Source organism: Streptomyces sp. NPDC006261 (genome assembly GCF_040613515.1).
GTDB lineage: Bacteria > Actinomycetota > Actinomycetes > Streptomycetales > Streptomycetaceae > Streptomyces.
Map to the genome: position 1 here is coordinate 191,309 of NZ_JBEXSI010000002.1, position 15,670 is coordinate 206,978.

14 protein-coding genes and 1 pseudogene are annotated in these 15,670 nt (G+C 70.9%); 10 read left to right on the top strand and 5 right to left on the bottom strand.

Annotated features, from left to right (window positions below):
* Window positions 1-67: 67 nt before the first annotated feature.
* Together ABZ154_RS02090 and ABZ154_RS02095 are read right to left on the bottom strand one after the other, a co-directional pair.
* Entirely contained in the window at window positions 68-1,876 is a 1,809-nt protein-coding gene (locus ABZ154_RS02090) for a thiamine pyrophosphate-requiring protein (protein WP_356828148.1), read from the bottom strand.
* A 65-nt stretch (window positions 1,877-1,941) separates the two neighbouring features.
* Entirely contained in the window at window positions 1,942-2,352 is a 411-nt protein-coding gene (locus ABZ154_RS02095) for a four-helix bundle copper-binding protein (protein ID WP_356828150.1), read from the bottom strand.
* A 195-nt stretch (window positions 2,353-2,547) separates the two neighbouring features.
* Between ABZ154_RS02095 and ABZ154_RS02100 the strand changes: the two genes are divergently transcribed.
* The gene (locus ABZ154_RS02100; RefSeq protein WP_356828152.1) at window positions 2,548-3,522 is read left to right on the top strand and encodes a TIGR03557 family F420-dependent LLM class oxidoreductase; all 975 of its coding nucleotides are present in this window, start codon (window positions 2,548-2,550) and stop codon (window positions 3,520-3,522) included.
* Between the two features lie 72 nt (window positions 3,523-3,594).
* Here ABZ154_RS02100 and ABZ154_RS02105 read toward each other — a convergent pair whose 3' ends face one another.
* The 3 genes and pseudogenes from ABZ154_RS02105 to ABZ154_RS02115 form a co-directional block, all read right to left on the bottom strand.
* Window positions 3,595-4,404 carry an SDR family NAD(P)-dependent oxidoreductase gene (locus ABZ154_RS02105; protein ID WP_356828154.1) on the bottom strand — a complete coding sequence of 270 codons (810 nt, stop codon included), beginning with the start codon at window positions 4,402-4,404 and terminating at the stop codon, window positions 3,595-3,597.
* A gap of 354 nt (window positions 4,405-4,758) precedes the next feature.
* Window positions 4,759-4,950: a DUF2795 domain-containing protein gene (locus tag ABZ154_RS02110; RefSeq protein ID WP_356828156.1), complete on the bottom strand. Its 192-nt coding sequence runs from the start codon at window positions 4,948-4,950 to the stop codon at window positions 4,759-4,761.
* Between the two features lie 132 nt (window positions 4,951-5,082).
* Window positions 5,083-5,319: pseudogene (locus tag ABZ154_RS02115) on the bottom strand (hypothetical protein); the annotation flags it as partial.
* Window positions 5,320-5,837: 518 nt separating this feature from the next.
* Between ABZ154_RS02115 and ABZ154_RS02120 the strand changes: the two are divergent.
* The 9 genes from ABZ154_RS02120 to ABZ154_RS02160 form a co-directional block, all read left to right on the top strand.
* Window positions 5,838-6,848: an Inducer of phenazine A gene (locus tag ABZ154_RS02120; protein WP_356828158.1), complete on the top strand. Its 1,011-nt coding sequence runs from the start codon at window positions 5,838-5,840 to the stop codon at window positions 6,846-6,848.
* Between the two features lie 195 nt (window positions 6,849-7,043).
* Window positions 7,044-9,308, top strand: a complete 2,265-nt coding sequence (locus ABZ154_RS02125) for an iron-containing redox enzyme family protein (protein WP_356828160.1) — start codon at window positions 7,044-7,046, stop codon at window positions 9,306-9,308.
* 141 nt (window positions 9,309-9,449) lie between these two features.
* Complete coding sequence (locus ABZ154_RS02130) at window positions 9,450-11,288, top strand: carbamoyltransferase (RefSeq protein ID WP_356828162.1); 1,839 nt, start codon at window positions 9,450-9,452, stop codon at window positions 11,286-11,288.
* A 73-nt stretch (window positions 11,289-11,361) separates the two neighbouring features.
* The gene (locus ABZ154_RS02135) at window positions 11,362-11,511 is read left to right on the top strand and encodes a hypothetical protein (RefSeq protein WP_356828164.1); all 150 of its coding nucleotides are present in this window, start codon (window positions 11,362-11,364) and stop codon (window positions 11,509-11,511) included.
* A 43-nt stretch (window positions 11,512-11,554) separates the two neighbouring features.
* Window positions 11,555-12,508: a TauD/TfdA family dioxygenase gene (locus ABZ154_RS02140; RefSeq protein ID WP_356828166.1), complete on the top strand. Its 954-nt coding sequence runs from the start codon at window positions 11,555-11,557 to the stop codon at window positions 12,506-12,508.
* A 62-nt stretch (window positions 12,509-12,570) separates the two neighbouring features.
* Window positions 12,571-13,824 carry an ATP-grasp domain-containing protein gene (locus ABZ154_RS02145; protein ID WP_356828185.1) on the top strand — a complete coding sequence of 418 codons (1,254 nt, stop codon included), beginning with the start codon at window positions 12,571-12,573 and terminating at the stop codon, window positions 13,822-13,824.
* A 157-nt stretch (window positions 13,825-13,981) separates the two neighbouring features.
* Complete coding sequence (locus tag ABZ154_RS02150; protein WP_356828168.1) at window positions 13,982-14,272, top strand: hypothetical protein; 291 nt, start codon at window positions 13,982-13,984, stop codon at window positions 14,270-14,272.
* Window positions 14,269-15,537 carry a biotin carboxylase gene (locus ABZ154_RS02155; protein ID WP_356828170.1) on the top strand — a complete coding sequence of 423 codons (1,269 nt, stop codon included), beginning with the start codon at window positions 14,269-14,271 and terminating at the stop codon, window positions 15,535-15,537. Before ABZ154_RS02150 ends, ABZ154_RS02155 begins: the two co-directional genes overlap by 4 nt.
* Window positions 15,534-15,670 (top strand): carbamoyl-phosphate synthase domain-containing protein (locus ABZ154_RS02160; RefSeq protein ID WP_356828186.1); only part of this gene is annotated, 137 nt, incomplete at its 3' end. The genes ABZ154_RS02155 and ABZ154_RS02160, both read left to right, overlap by 4 nt.

Genomic DNA, 15,670 nt, shown 5'->3' on the forward strand with positions numbered 1-15,670 from the left:
CGATCCCCCGAGCGAGAAGGGCGGAGACACACCATGGCCTCCACGCGGGGACGCATCGCGGGTGCCTTCAGGGCCGGTCGGAGCGGTGCCGACTGCCCGGCAGCATCTCCTGCACCTTCGCCTTGAGGCCCTGCTTGACCATGGAACCGCGGTCGCTGTCGCCCTGCAGGACCGCGGACGCCGCTGCCGCGATCTGATCCAGCGACGCGTGGGGCGGGATGGGCGGGACGGCAGGGTCCGTCCGGAAGTCGATGACGAAGGGGCGGTCTGAGGCCAGGGCCCGGTCCCACGCGGCCTCGACCTGCTTGGGCTTCTCCACCCGTACGCCGTCCAGCCCCATCTGCTTGGCGATCTCCGCGTAGGGCAGGTCCGGGATGTGCTGGGACTCCTCGAACTGCGGGGCCCCCGACATGGCCCGCATCTCCCAGGTGACCTGGTTGAGGTCGCCGTTGTTCAGCACGGCGACGATCAGCCGCGGATCGGACCACTCGTGGTGGTACTTGGCCGCGGTCACCATCTCCATCATGCCGTTCATCTGCATGGCGCCGTCGCCGACCAGGGCGATGGCGGGCCGGTCGGGGTGGGCGAACTTGGCGCCGATGGCGTACGGGACACCCGGTCCCATCGTCGCCAGGGTGCCGGACAGGGAACCGCGCATCCGGCCGCGCAGACGCAGGTGGCGGGCGTACCAGTTGGCCGCCGAACCGGAGTCCGCGGTGAGGATGACGTCGTCGGGCAGCTTGCCGTCCAGGGCGTGGACGACGTACTCCGGGTTGATCGGGTCGGCGTCCACGGCGGCGCGGCGCTGCATGACCTCCCACCAGCGCTCCACGTTCTCCTCGACCTCGCGCCGCCAGGCGCGGCTCTCCTTGCGGTGCAGACGAGGCAGCAGCCGCTGCAAGGTCTCGCGCGCGTCGCCCACGAGGTTCACCTCGAAGGGGTAGCGCAGACCGATCATGTGCGGGTCGATGTCGATCTGGACCGCCCGCGCCTGGTCCAGCTCGGGCAGGAACTGCGCGTACGGGAAGCTGGAGCCGATCACCAGCAGGGTGTCGCACCCCTGCATCAGGTCGTACGAAGGGCGGGTGCCCAGCAGCCCGATGGAGCCGGTCACGTACGGCAGGTCGTCGGGGAGGGCGTCCTTGCCCAGCAGGGCCTTCGCCACCCCGGCGCCCAGCACGTCCGCCAGGCGCTCCACCTCGTCCCGGGCGCCGCGGGCCCCCTGCCCGATCAGGACGGCGACCTTCTCCCCGGCGTTCAGCACGTCGGCGGCGCGCTGGAGGTCCTCGTCGCCGGGCACCGGGGCGTAGCGGCTCAGACCCAGACTGGAGGGGACCATCTTGAACGCGTGCGTCGGCGGGGTGTAGTCCAGCTCCTGGACGTCGGCGGGCAGGATGACCGCGGTCACGGTGCGCTTGGCGTACGCGGTGCGCATCGCCCGGTCGATCAGGTTCGGCAGCTGCTCCGGCACCGTCGCCGTCTCGCAGAAATCCGAGGCGACGTCCTTGAAGAGGTTCTGCAGGTCCACTTCCTGCTGGTACGAGCCGCCCATGGCGCTGCGGTTGGTCTGCCCCACCAGCGCCACCACGGGAACGTGGTCCAGCTTGGCGTCGTACAGGCCGTTGAGCAGGTGGATCGCGCCCGGCCCCGACGTGGCCGCGCACACCCCCACCTTGCCGGAGAACTTGGCGTATCCCACGGCCTGGAAGGCGGCCATCTCCTCGTGGCGCGCCTGGATGAACTTCGGATTGTTCCCGGCCCGCCCCCAGGCCGCCAGCAGGCCGTTGATGCCGTCGCCGGAGTAGGCGAAGACGTGGTCCACGCCCCACTCGCGCAGCCGCTGGAGGATGTGGTCGGACACTTTCGTGCTGGCCATGGAATCTCCTGCCCTGTCCTGCTCGCTCTTCTTCCGTGCCCCCCGCTACCGGCCTCCCGCTCGGGTCAGCCCAGGGACGCGAGAAGGTCTTCGCACGCCTGCTCGCAGCGCCGGCACGCCTCGGCGCAGATCCGGCAGTGTTCGTGCGTGCCGGCATGGGAGGCGCACTCGTCGGCGCAGGCCTTGCAGACGGCGGCACATGCCCGCAGGAGCGCCCGGGTGACGTCGGCTTCGTACCCCGTACGCCGCGAGAGGACGGCGGCGGTCGTCCGGCAGATGTCGGCGCAGTCCAAGTCGGTACGGATGCACCGGGTGAGGCCGGCGACCATCTCCTCCGACAGACAGGCGTCCGCGCACGCCGTACACGTCTGGGCGCAGGCGAGGCACTCCTCGATACAGCGGGCGAGCTTCTCGCGGTCGACACCGCCCAGGCCGGCGGGGTGGGTGTCGAGCATGGCTTTGACCGTGGTCGTCATGAGTACCTCCGGTGACATCGTCTCGTCGGCGTTCGGCGGGGGTCCCGCCGTCCCGTACGAGTACACCGATGAGCGGCTACGAAACGCGGGCACCTTCGAAATGGTCGGTGTGCCCGAGATAGGCGTTACGCCCCGGGGTCGAGGGGTACCCCTGTGCGAGCAAGACAACCATCACCCATGCGGAACGAGGCTCACATGCAGGTGGGATACAAGCTGGCCGCCGAGGCGTTCGGCCCGGCGGAGCTGGTCAGGCAGGCCGTTCTCGCCGAACAGGCGGGATTCGACTTCGTGGAGATCAGCGATCACTACCACCCCTGGCTCGACAACCAGGGACATTCACCGTTCGCCTGGACCGTGCTGGGAAGCATCGCCGCCGAGACCTCACGGATCGGCCTGGCGACCGGCGTGACGTGTCCCACCGTGCGCTATCACCCCGCCGTCATCGCCCAGGCGGCCGCGACCCTCGCCCTGCTGTCGGAGGGCCGTTTCGTCCTGGGCGTCGGTTCGGGGGAGCGGCTCAACGAGCACGTCGTCGGTGTCGGCTTCCCCGACGCCGTCAGCACCCGCCACGACATGCTCAAGGAAGCCCTGGAGATCATCCGGCTGCTGTGGAGCGGCGGCTACCGGTCGTACGAGGGGAAGTACCTGCAACTGCGGGACGCCCGGGTCTTCGACCTGCCCCAGGAACCGCCTCTGATCGCGGTGGCCGCCAGCGGCCGGGCGTCGACACGCATCGCCGCCGAACTGGGCGACGGACTCTTCGCCACGGAGGACAAGCCGGAGATCGTCCAGCACTACCGTGACGCCGGGGGCACCGGCCCGCGCTACGCCGAGGTCCCGATGGCCTGGGCCCCCGACGCGCACACCGCCGCGCAAGCCGCTCTGGAGACCTCGCGATGGGCGCTGACCGGGTGGAAGGTGATGAGCGAGCTGCCCAACCCGGTCAACTTCGACGCCGCGACCACTACCGTGCGCGAGGAGGACATCCTGGAGAAGTTCGCCTGCGGCGCGGACCCCGCGCGGTACGCCGAGGTGGCGCAGCAGTTCGTCGACGCGGGCTTCGACAGGCTGGTCATGCAGAACGCGGGGCCCGACCCCGACGGTTTCATCGACTTCTACCAGCGCGAACTCGACGGGCGCATCCGGCAGCTCGAGCCGAACAACGGGTGAACCGGGGCGGGACCGGCCGCAAGCGCGGGGGAGGCAGGGCGGGGCGTCGCCGACGCCCGGCCTGCCCGGTACTCAGTCGGTCCCGTCGCGCTCGCCCGATCCCGGTTCGGCCACCGTGCGGTGGGCCTGGGCCTTGGCGCTGTCGGGCAGAACCTTGGCGGCCAGCCCCTGCGCCTTGGTTCTGAGGGAGCCGGCGACGGCTTTGCCCTTCCCGGAGAAGAGGGCGTCGAGACCCTGCCGTGCCACGTGGGCCGGGTCGTCCTTGTCCTGTCGGCCGATCTTCGTGTCGTCCATGTCGGCGCGACGGAAGAAGTCGGTCTCGGTCGGCCCCGGCATCAGCGAGGCCAGGGTGACGCCGGTGTCCTTGAGCTCATTCTGCAGGGCCTCGGTAAACGACTGGAGGAACGACTTCGAGGCGTTGTAGACCGCCTGGAAGGAGCCGGGCGCCATCGAGGCGACCGAAGACGTGACGAGGACATGGCCTGTGTCGCGTACGGCCATGTCCCGTACGACGAGTTTGGCCAGGTGCACCGTCGAACGGACGTTGAGGTCCACGATCTCCAGCTCGTCCGCCAGGTCGGTGTCCGTGAACGCGCCGCCCCGCCCCACACCGGCATTCAGGACGACGACGTCGAGTGGCCGGCCAAGCGTCGTGGCCGCCGTGAAGAGGGCATCGGTCTCTTCGGGGACGCGCAGATCGGCCCGGACCGCTTCCACTCGGGCTCCGGCCGCGCGAATCTCCTGGGCCGCCTGCCGGAGCCGTGCGTCGTCCTCGGCGTTGACGACGAGATCGTAGCCGCGCTCGGCCAGCTGCTTGGCGAGTTCGAAGCCGATGCCGCTGGAGGCGCCGGTGACGAGGGCGAGGGGTTTGACGTCGTCCATGTGTGTCTCTTTCCGAGGGGAAGTCGGTCGGTGGAGCGGAGTGACAGTTCCCTCCACCGGAGGCGGAAACCGGTCGGGCCGGGACCGCGCTTCTCGAGCGGCCTGCTCGAGCGCGAGACGGTCAGGCTCATCACGGTGTCCCCGTCCGCGTCGGCCAAACGTCCGCGTCGGCCGAATGCATCTGCCAATCTGCCCCTGGGTCATCCGCGAAGGCGTTCTCCTCCAGGCGTTCGAGAGCCCCGACCGTACGAGCCGGGCCCTGCCGGCCGGGTGGCGGCAGGGCCCGGCTCGCGGAATCCGACGGCCCCGGTGCGGCGCTCGGCAGCCGGATCGCCGAACCTAGGGCGTCCGGGCTCAAGTGCCCTGTGCTACCGCCTTGTTGACGGCCGCAGGTGAGTCGTACTCCTGGTCGGGAAGCGCCTTGAGAGCTTTCGTGATCTCTTCGTCGGCGCCGTTCTTCTTGGCCTGAGCCAGAACGGCCTCCTTGTCGGCGGGGTAGTCCATGCCACTGAGGCACTTCTGCAGGTCGATCGGGTTCACAGTCATGGAGCGATGCCTACCGCACGTGCTGTCGCCCGACACCGCATCGGCCGCCTGTCGCCCTTGTGGGTGCACCTCGAGTCCGCCCACCTCGGCCTCGCCCCGCGGGCCGGGGCGCCACCGCTGGCGGGCGTGTACTCACGGCTGGCGGCGCGTCCTTCGGCAGGTCGACCAGAGCGCCCTGCCGCTGTGCACGATGACCACCTCGGCGTCGGGGCGGAGGGCCATCTGGGCACCTCGGGAATCGTGGGTCATCGAGGCCCAGATCGCGCGGTCGTCGCCGTGGTGGATGACCAGGTCGCCGTCGGGCTGGAAGATCGCCCGGTGGTTCCCGCCGAAGGGCATGGCGGCCCAGACGGGCTTGTTCTGGCGATGAGGCTTCGGTTGAGCGCACGTTGCTGGTTCTGGTCCGTGTCGTCGCGGATGAACACGGTCACGCGCACGCCGCGTTCGGCCGCCTCGCGCAGCAGCGGCAGGATGCCGCGCACACGCTTGGCGCCCCAGGGCGCCCACAGCCAGATCGAGGTGCGGACCCCCGATTCCCGGCCCCGACCCTACCCAGTGGGTACCCGTGCTGATCCACGGATCCTGCGGGCTACGTCGAACCCCGGCCACGCGGCCGAAGCCACGGGCCCCTCGGCCCCCGGGCACCGACGCCCCCCGGCACCCACCGCGGCCCCCGAGTACCCGCCGTCCGCCTTCACCTCGAGCACCACAAGCGGGTCGTTTCGGCTGATCCGTCATCCTCTGTCCGCCCTTCGGGAACCCGCACTGCGCGTTCCACACCCCAGGGTCCCCTTCAGTCATGGCCGCCGACCGACAAAGCTCGTCACGTACGGCGCCGAGAGACGCCCGCCGCAAGAGCGAGCCCTGAATCGAGGAGCGTTCTGCCCGTGAAATCCCAGCGCGAACTCCTGACCCCCCAGATGCTGCGGTACGACGACTTCGACGACCGTGCGGAGACCCGCTACCTGCCCTATCTGATGTATTTCCACCGGGCGGACTACCGCTCCGCGACGATAAACACCGACCGGCTGGGATTCAGGATCTCCCACAGCGCCACCGGGAAGGGCTCGGTGGCGAATCCGCCCGGAGGCCCCGTCCGGCTGCTCGCCGGCAGCTCCACGCCGTTCGGGATCGGGGCGACCGCCGACACCGCCACCATGGCGTCGCGTCTCTGGACCCGGTACGCGCCCTCCGTCCCCTGGCTCAACTTCGCGGGCCGCAGCCACAACTCGATGCAGGAACTGCTGCTGTTCCTGATGCACCGGGAGCTCGTCCCCGAGGTCGAAGAGATCGTCGTGTTCTCCGGGCTGAACGACCTGGCGCTCAGTCGGCTGCCCGACGCCCAGCGCGGCGACCACGGCGGGTTCTTCAACTGCGGCGAGTACTTCGACAGCATGGAGGAGCTGCGCGCCTCCCACCGCAAGCCCAAGCGGGGCTTCGGCCGCCGGCCCGGCGCGGTGGGTGACGACAGCCACGTGGTGCCTCCGCTCGCGGACCGGATCGCGTACGCCGTCGACCTGACCGCGCGCCACCTCGCCGCGCTCCGCCTGCTGGCCGGGCCGGCCGGCGCCCGCATCACCTACGTACTGCAGCCGCTGGCGACCTGGGTGCGGGAGTCCGGCCCGTCCGAGGAGAGGGCGATCTTCGGCGAGCTCGACGGGATCTCCAACTTCTGGGAGCTGTACGGCGACATCGCCACGCTGGAGACCGGCCGGCGGTACGCCGACGCACTCCAGGTCGCCTGCAAGGAACAGGACATCCGCTTCCTGGACCTGAGCCCCGTTGTCGCCGAGTCGGTCAAGGACGACGACTGGCTCTATGTGGACCGGGCGCATTTCACCGACCACGGTACGGAAATCGTCTCCGGCCTCCTCGCCGAATCCCTCGGGCTTTCCTGAACGGTCCGGCCCCGATCCGGTCAGGTCAGGTCCCGTACTCCCTTTACGTAAGAGAGGGCTATTCAGCCATGTCGTTCGTACGCAACCTCATCGCGAAAGTGTTCCGGCGTAAGCGGAAGCCCAAGAACGACGCCTCCATCTACCCCATGTTCTGACCGCCCCAGACGGAGAGCACGAGACGGAGAGAGGGGAACGATGCACAGCCAACAGGCAGCCGCCACGGCCACGCCGTCCGCAGAGCACGGAGCGGGCCGTCCGCAGGGGCTGCCCGGGGACGACGGCTCCGCACGGACCGTGTACGCGTACGCGACGGACCCGGAGGCCTCCCTTCCTGAAGGCCGGTTCATCGAGGAGGTGCGGACCGTGCTGCGCCGCCCCGCCCCGGACACCGGTGACGGCTCGCTCGACGCCCTCGTCCGGCAGGCCGCCGACTGGGCGGCCGGTGAGCGCGAGCGCTACCTCACCCTGGCCGGTGACGGAGAAGGCACCGAAGGCCACCGCGAGGTGCTGGTCCGGCGGGCGGTCCTCGGCTGCGCCCCGCTCGGCCTCCTCTCCGGGGCGTGGCTGCAATGGCTCAGCGCCCCCGGGGACGCCGACGACCCCCTGGTGCTGCGCATCCTCGCCCTGTACGCGTCCGATGTCGGCGCCGGCCACCCGGCGGCCTCCCGGGGCAGCGCCTACCTCGAACTGCTGCGCCGGCTGCGGCTCGCCGAGAACGCCGCACCGGCCGCGCGGCTCACCGGCGACCAGCGCATCCCGGACGGGGCATTCCGCCTCCCGGCGCTGCTCCTGGCCATGAGCCGGCGCCCCGACGACTTCCGGGGCGAGATCCTGGGCGCCGATCTGTGCTGGAGGGCTGTCGGACTGCTGCCCGCGCTGGAGCTGGTCCAGGAGGTGCTGCCGACGGAGGTGGACTGGGCGACCCTCGATCCGGGTGTCAGGCGTGAAGGCGAAGGGCCTTCACCCGTCGAGCGGTGCCGCGCCGCCGTGGACGCGCATGCCGAGCGGGAAGGTGAGCGGGGCGCCGACGCCGTGCGCTGCGGCTTCCGCTGGATGCTGGCCGGCCTCCGGGACTGGTCCGACGCGCTCTACGCGGAGCTGGTGGCGGCAGGGGACCCCGCGTTCGACATGGCCGAGCTGATGCGGCTGCGCTCGCGCGAAGGGGCGGTCTACCACCACCAGTTCCTGCTGGAGGGCAAGCCCCTGGCCCGCTGGCTGGCGGAGTGCCGGACCGACCCGGGCCCGCTGCTCGACGTCCTGGCGCGCAGCAGGCTGATCAAGCCCGGTCGTTCCGGTGCCAGTTCACTGGTACGGGGACTGGTCGGCGAGCGCGGACCGATGTTCCGGGTCTTCTCCCCGGAGGATCTGACGGTCATCCGCCGGTGGATCGACTCGCTTCCCGTGAAGCCCGTGATGCCCGCGACGCCCGTGACGCCCGTGGAAACGCCGGAGCCGGAGGGCGTACGGGGCGTTGGTGTGCCGCAGAAGCCCTCCCCGCCCCGCACCGCAGACCCCCTCGCCGCCGTCGCCGGAGCCCTGCGGGCAGGCGCACGCTCCCCGGGCCGCACCCCGTCCGGGCTGCGCGAGGCGTACCACCTGCTGATGACTCGTACCGACACCCCCGCCCTGCGCTCCTGGGCCATGGAGTACGTCGCCGGCTGGCTCGCCCGCTCCGGGCACGGCATGGACCGTACGGCGATGCCGCTGCCCGAACGCTGGGGCCACGAGGGGCTCCGTCCCTGGCTTCAGGCCCAGCACGACCAGCACGGGGCTCAGTTCGAGGAGAACGCGGCGATACCCCTGCCCTCGAAGGAGGCGGTCGTCGACGACACCGTACAGACGGCGCCGCTCACCCTGATCGACGGCAGCTGGCTCCAGGGGTTCACCGACTACGAGCAGGCCTCGTCCGCGATCGGGCACTCCCTCTTCGAGACGTACTGGGACGAACTCGGTAACGGAGAAACGCACTTGAACCACCCGCTCATCTACCGCGACGTACTCAGGGAGATGGGGGTGGAGCTGCCGCCGACCGCCTCCGCCGCGTTCGCCCAGTGGCCCGGATTCCGTGAGGAATCCCTCGAACTCCCGGTGTACTGGCTGTGCGTGGGCCGCTTTCCGCAGACCTACCTGCCGGAGGTCCTCGGCCTGAACCTGGCCATGGAGCTGTCGGGCGTCGGCGGCACGTACCGGCGGGCGCGCCTCGCCCTGAAGGCGTACGGCTTCAGCACCCGCTTCGTGGACATCCACAACACCATCGACAACGTGGCCACCGGCCACTCCGCCTGGGCCGCCGACGCCGTGGACACCCTGCTGGCCTCGCTGCCCGACGCACCGGGGCCCGGTGCCCGGGCCGATGTGTGGAGCCGGGTGCGCGTGGGCTACCGCTCGCTCAACCCGCCGAGGACCGTCGGCGCACGGCTCGCCGCCCGCCGCATCCGCTTCACCGGCCGTCGCAGGTGAGGCCCTGGAGGCCGGACGCTGGGCCCGAGAGGCCCGCCCGGTACCTGCCCCCGTCCTGGTGTCCGCCCCTGTCCCGCTACCTGCCCCCGTCCCGGTGTCTGCCCCCGTCCCGTATCCGATCCCAGCCGGAGGAACCCAGCGGTGTCTGACCTCATTCTCGGAGTCTCCGCCTTCTACCACGACAGCGCCGCCGCCCTGATCGCCGACGGCGTACCCGTGGCCGCTGCCCAAGAGGAACGTTTCACCAGGCGGCGGCACGACCCCTCGTTCCCCTCCCGCGCGGTCGCGTACTGCCTCGACGAACAGGGCGTGAGTCTGGACGCGGTCTCCGCCGTCGCCTACTACGAGGACCCCCGGCTGAAGTTCCGCCGGGTGCTGGCGACCTTCGCGGGCGCCGCACCCACCGGCTTCGCCTCCTTCCGCGACACGCTCCCCACCTGGCTCGGCCGCGGCGGCAAGCTGCGCACCGCCGGCACCGTGCGCGCCGAGCTCGCCGCGCTGGGCCGGGGCCGGGCGCCCGACCTCTCCGTACGCCGCCACCACGAGTCGCACGCGGTGTCCGCCTTCTTCCCGAGCCCGTACGAGTCCGCCGCCGTGCTCTGCATCGACGGCGTCGGCGAATGGGCCACGACCACCCTCTGGCACGGCCGCGGCACCGACCTGGAACCTGTCGCCGAACTCCGCTTCCCCCACTCGCTCGGTCTGCTCTACTCCGCCTTCACCTACTTCTGCGGCTTCAAGGTCGACTCCGGCGAGTACAAGCTCATGGGCCTCGCGCCCTACGGCAAGCCGCGCTACGCCGACCTCATCCGCGAGAAGCTCATCGACCTCAAGCCCGACGGCTCCTTCCGCCTGGACATGCGCTACTTCGCGTACCTGCGCGGTCAGGTGATGACCGGACGCGGCTTCGAGAAGCTCTTCGGCGGCCCGCGCCGCACCTCCGAAACCCCGCTCACCGAGCGGGAGTTCGACCTCGCGGCTTCGGTGCAGGCGGTGACGGAGGAGGCGGTGCTCCGGCTCGCCCGGACAGCGCGCGAGCGTACCGGGGAGTCCCGGCTCTGCATGGCCGGCGGCGTCGCCCTCAACTGCGTGGCCAACGGCAAGGTGATCGACGCCGGGATCTTCGACGAGGTGTGGGTGCAGCCTGCCGCCGGTGACGCCGGGGGAGCCCTCGGCGCCGCCCAGGCCGTCGCGATGGAGCGGGGCGCGCGCCGCGACCACGTGCGTACGGGGCACGACGCGATGAGCGGCTCCCTGCTCGGGCCCGCCTACGGCGACGAGGAGATCGCCGCCTACCTGGACGCGCGCTCCATCCCGTACCGGCGGCTCGACAGCGACATGCTGGCCGCGCAGGTCGCGGACGGGCTGGCCCAGGGGAAGATCGTCGGCTGGTTCCAGGGGCGCATGGAGTTCGGGCCCCGGGCACTCGGCGCCCGCTCCATCATCGGGGACCCGCGCAACCCGGACATGCAGTCGGCGATGAACCTCAAGATCAAGTTCCGGGAGTCCTTCCGCCCGTTCGCGCCGGCCGTCCTGGCGGAGGACGCCAAGGACTACTTCGACCTGCCGCAGGAGAGCCCGTACATGCTCGTCGTCTCCCAGGTCGCCGCCGCCCAGCGGCTGGAGGCCCAGGACGGCGGGGCCTCGGGGCTGGACCTGCTGAAGGTGCGGCGCTCCACCATCCCCGCCGTCACCCACGTGGACCACTCGGCACGCGTGCAGACGGTCACCGGCCACAGCAACCCGGCCTACCACCGGCTGCTGACCGCCTTCAAGTCCCTCACCGGCTGCCCGGTCCTGGTCAACACCTCGTTCAACGTACGCGGCGAGCCGATCGTCAACTCCCCGCAGGAGGCCTACACCTGCTTCATGCGGACCGACATCGACATGCTGGCGCTCGGCAACTTCCTGCTGGACAAGAGCGACCAGCCCGCCTGGCAGGAAGCGTCCGACTGGCGCGACGAGATCCCCCTCGACTGAGCCCCTCGGGTCCCTCCCGCCCTTGGTCCGAGAGCTCCTCGCATCGCCGCCACAAGAAACGGAACGGACTCCCATGCGCACCTTCCTGCTCCTCATCGCCTACTACCTCGTCGTGACGCCCATCGGCCTGCTGAGCCGACTCGTCGACGACCCCCTGGCGCGTCGCTGGAACCGGCGCACCGCCACGTACTGGAACGCGCCAGCCCCGTCACCGGCTCGCTGAGCGATGCGACGAGGGCGTGCAACCGACCTAACGGAGACAGACGATGACCAGCTTGCTCCAGTTCGCCCGGTACCGAGTCGAGGACAGCGCCCGGGACCTGTTGCGCAAGGAGATCTCGGCCCGGGTATCGGAGACCAGCCTCGACTCCGACCTCGACGACGCCATCCTCGGCTCCATCGGCGCGTACGCACTGCGACGCCACTTGCCCGGTGACATCCTCCAGGGCAGCCAGGTGTTCACCGCCGCCGGCTCCCACGCGTTACTCCTGTCCAACCTGCCCACCCAGGACTTCCCCGCCACCCCGGTCAGCGGCTTCGCCGACGAGGGCGAACTCGCCGTGACCAACGCCATCCACCTGGGCCTGATCCGCTTGCTCGGGTGCACGCCGTTCGCGGTGAGTTACGAGAACGACGGCCGGCTCATCCGCAATGTGGTGCCCAATCCGGCGGCCTCGGGAACCACCAGCTCCTGGGGGGCCGACTCGGAGTTCTTCTGGCACTCCGACAACCCGCACCAGCCCTTCGGCCCGCCCGGATCGGACCCCCGGCTCTACACACCGCCGTACCTCACCTTCTTCGCCATACGCAATGAGGAGCGCATCCCCACCGAGATCGCGGCCCTCGACGACGTCGTCGTACGGCTCGACGAGGAAACCCGATCCGCGCTCAGCGCACCGGAGTTCGAGGTCGGCGCACCCGACTCCAACGACGGGGCGACCATCGGCCCGCTCGTGAAGACCCCGATCCTGGAGTCCGGGCCGGACGGCCGGCACCGTGCCCGCTACGACCGGGGCACCACGGCCGGACTCACCCTCGCCGCCCAACAGGCGCTGGAGCACTGGCGCGAGGTCCTGCTCGACATCCCGTCGGCCGACCTGACCCTCCGGCCTGGCGACTTCATGATCTTCGACAACCTCCGCGTGCTGCACCGCCGCAAGGCGTTCACGCCGCACCCGAACACGAGGGCCCGCTGGCTCCGTCGCTGCTACGCCGCCTGACCGGCACGACAACTCTCCCTGTGTCCACCGCACATACCACGTACCACTTCGAAGGGAACCCCATGGGCAAGTACCGCGTGGCAGTCATCGGCGGCCGGCCGGCCCCGGTCGCAGGAGCCAAGGAACTCGGCATCGACGTCGTCCTCGTCCACGAGGAGGGCGCCTACGACGTGGCCGTCGCCCAGCACTGCGAGCGCATCATCCACGGGCCCCTGGACGACGGACCGGCCATCCTCGAACTCCTGAAGCCGCTGCACGCAGAGCGCCCGTTCGACCGCGTCCTCACCACCACCGAACCGGCCGCAGAGTCCACCGGCTTCGTCGTGGACGCCCTCGGCCTGCCCGGCGTCAGCGAGTTCACCGCTCGCGCACTCAAGGACAAGGCGCTCACCAGGCAACTGCTGGACGAGCACGGGATCAGCCCGGTCCGCTACCGGCTGGTCCGGAGCGCCGAGGAGATCGCCGCGTTCCGGGCGGAGGCCGGTGACCGGATCATCGTCAAGCCGGTGGACGGCGTCGCCAGCCTGCACATCCACCCCGTGGACGGGCCCGAGGACGCCGCGAAGGCCTGGCAGGCCCTCCGGGAGGCGGACATCTCGACGATCATCGCGGAGGAGTACCTGGACGGCCCCGTCGTCAGCGTCGACTCCTTCTCCCACGCCGGCCGCCACCTCACCATCGGCTACTCCGAGTACCGCATGAACGAGCGGTACGTCGAGTGGGAGGTCAGCACCCCCAGCCGGTACGCCACCCCGTGGCTCGCCGAACTCCGCGATCTCACGCCGAAGTTGCTGGACGCCGTCGGCCTCACCGAAGGGCCCTCGCACAGCGAGTTCGTCCTCACCCCGAAGGGCCCGCGCGTCCTCGAATCACACGCCCGACTGGCCGGCAGCGGCGCCCCCGAGCTGGTCCGCCGCGCCTTCGGGCTCAACCTGAACCGGATGTTCCTCACGGTCCCGCTCGGCATCGACGAGCTCCCGCAGACCTCGCCCGAGCCGCTGGGCGGAGCCGCGGTCCGCTTCTTCACGCCGGAGCCCGGCACCGTCGACGCGATCGAGGCGGACGACGACGCCGCCGACGAGATCCGCCGGGTCCCGAGGGACGAGAAGCAGTACGTCTTCCTCCCGTACCTGGACGAGTTCACGGACACGGAGGTGGCGGCCGTGATCGGCAAGAGCGTCGGCGAGACCGTACCTCCGCTGCTGACCGTCGCGGACTGCGTCTCCGGGTACGTCATCGCCTCCGGGCGCGACGCGGACGACGCCGTGGCCAAGTGCAAGGCGACGAACGACCGGATCCGCTTCAAGACGAGCTGAGGGCGGGCGCACGGTCGGCCCCGCCGTCGCGCGCATCAGGCCGGGGCGGCCGGGCCCTGTCGCCGAGGCCCGGCCGCCCAGCCCTCCCTTCTCCCCACCCCGCTCTCTCCTCCTGCCTCCTGCCTCCTGCCTCCTGCCTCCTGGGATGGACTCGCTCATGAACACGATCATTCGCCCCGTCGTGGCGGAGGGGTCCCTGCCGGACCCCGTCGCCCAGCTGCAGACCGCCCGCCGACTGGTCGAGGACCGGTACAGCAGCGAGCAGCCCCTCGCCCGCGCCGCACTGCACCTGATCGACTGCGCCACCGACATCGTGGGCCAGCTCCCGGACGGCGACCTGGACGCGGCGCGCGGCGCACTCGGCTCGGCCCGGGCCGCCGTGGTCTCCGCGACCTTCGCGGTGGGCCGGGTTCGGGACATGTCGTCCGCCGGAGCCGATCAGGTATGAGCGGACACAGCGAAAACGGTGGACACATCATCGTCATCCACCGTTGGCGTGACCGGCACGCCCACTACGAGGAGTACGTCGATCACCGCACCCACCGGGTCACCTACGTGACCACGGAACTGGCGCTCGACTCGGTGCCCGGCGGCGCGGCAGCCGCCCGCACCGTCCCGGCCACCGACGACCTCGACGCCGTCTGGCGTGCGGTGACCGAGCTGCGAACCCATTTCGGTGTCCCGGAGCGGGTGGTGGCCCTCAACGAGGGCGACCTCGACACCGCAGCCGTGATCCGTGAGCGGCTAAGCTGCGGGGGCCAGACCTCCGGCCCCCTGGCCCGCTTCCGCGACAAGCTCACCATGAACCAGGTGACCGCCGACGCGGACATACCCGCCCCCGCCTTCGCGGACGCCCCCGACGAGGCCGCCGTCCTGGCCTTCGCCGAACGCCACGGGTGGCCGGTCGTGGTCAAGCCGCGCCGGGGGACGGCGAGCAGGGGTGTCGTACGGCTCGGCTCCGAGGCCGACCTGCCGCTGCTGCGCACCTCGCCCCCGGAACCGCGCCTGGTCCAGAAGTTCTGCGCCGACCCGATCTTCCACATCGACGGCCTGTGGACCGGCGGGGAACTGGGCCCCTGGCGGGCCTCCCGGTACGTCAACACCTGCGTGGACTTCACCCAGGGCGAGGCGCTCGGATCGGTAGAGGTCGACGACCCCGAACTCCTCTCTCCCCTGGGCGCGTTCACCTCGCGGGTCGCGAGGGCGCTCGGCCCGGAGCCGTGGGTCTTCCACCTGGAGGCGTTCGTCGGTACGTCCGCCGACGGCGCGCCCTCGATCCAGTTCCTGGAGGCGGGGTACCGGGTGGGCGGGGCGGAGATCCCGTTCGTCTGGCGGGAGGTGCACGGCGTCGACCTCGCCGGCGCCGCCGCCGCCGTCCAGCTCGGCCGGCGCCCCGAACTCCCGGTACCGGACGTCTGGCGTACGGCCGGCTGGCTGCTGGTGCCCTCACCCGTTCCGGCCCCCTGCCGAGTGACGGCGTGGGAACTCCCCGAACCGCCGACCCCTGACGAGGGCCCCTACGCCTTGGTGGTGCCGGCCGTGGGGCAGGTGGTCCCGCGCGTGGGCGGGTACGAGCACGTGGGCGCCCGGTTCCGGTTCCGCGGGGGGTCGAGCGGCGACGTGGAGAAGGCGATCCTCAGGACGGCAGCGCAGTTCCGATTGGAATGCGTCCCCGAGCGGGGAGCGCGCATGGTCTGCGGACTGGATCGATGAGGGGGAGGGAGGGGCCGCCGCCGCTCGCTGTACTCGTTCTGGAGGACGGCCGTGTGTTCCGTGGCCGTGCTTATGGGGCCGTGGGGGAGACTTTCGGTGAGGCGGTGTTCTCGACCGGGATGACTGGTTATCA

Bases quoted from the DNA above. Each gene is read 5' to 3' on its own strand.
- ABZ154_RS02135 (WP_356828164.1), top strand. From the start codon at position 11,362: ATGCGCACCTTCCTGCTCCTCATCGCCTACTACCTCGTCGTGACGCCC.
- ABZ154_RS02125 (WP_356828160.1), top strand. From the start codon at position 7,044: ATGCACAGCCAACAGGCAGCCGCCACGGCCACGCCGTCCGCAGAGCAC.
- ABZ154_RS02105 (WP_356828154.1), bottom strand. From the start codon at position 4,404: ATGGACGACGTCAAACCCCTCGCCCTCGTCACCGGCGCCTCCAGCGGC.
- ABZ154_RS02090 (WP_356828148.1), bottom strand. From the start codon at position 1,876: ATGGCCAGCACGAAAGTGTCCGACCACATCCTCCAGCGGCTGCGCGAG.
- ABZ154_RS02095 (WP_356828150.1), bottom strand. From the start codon at position 2,352: ATGACGACCACGGTCAAAGCCATGCTCGACACCCACCCCGCCGGCCTG.
- ABZ154_RS02100 (WP_356828152.1), top strand. From the start codon at position 2,548: ATGCAGGTGGGATACAAGCTGGCCGCCGAGGCGTTCGGCCCGGCGGAG.
- ABZ154_RS02155 (WP_356828170.1), top strand. From the start codon at position 14,269: ATGAGCGGACACAGCGAAAACGGTGGACACATCATCGTCATCCACCGT.
- ABZ154_RS02110 (WP_356828156.1), bottom strand. From the start codon at position 4,950: ATGACTGTGAACCCGATCGACCTGCAGAAGTGCCTCAGTGGCATGGAC.
- ABZ154_RS02145 (WP_356828185.1), top strand. From the start codon at position 12,571: ATGGGCAAGTACCGCGTGGCAGTCATCGGCGGCCGGCCGGCCCCGGTC.
- ABZ154_RS02140 (WP_356828166.1), top strand. From the start codon at position 11,555: ATGACCAGCTTGCTCCAGTTCGCCCGGTACCGAGTCGAGGACAGCGCC.
- ABZ154_RS02150 (WP_356828168.1), top strand. From the start codon at position 13,982: ATGAACACGATCATTCGCCCCGTCGTGGCGGAGGGGTCCCTGCCGGAC.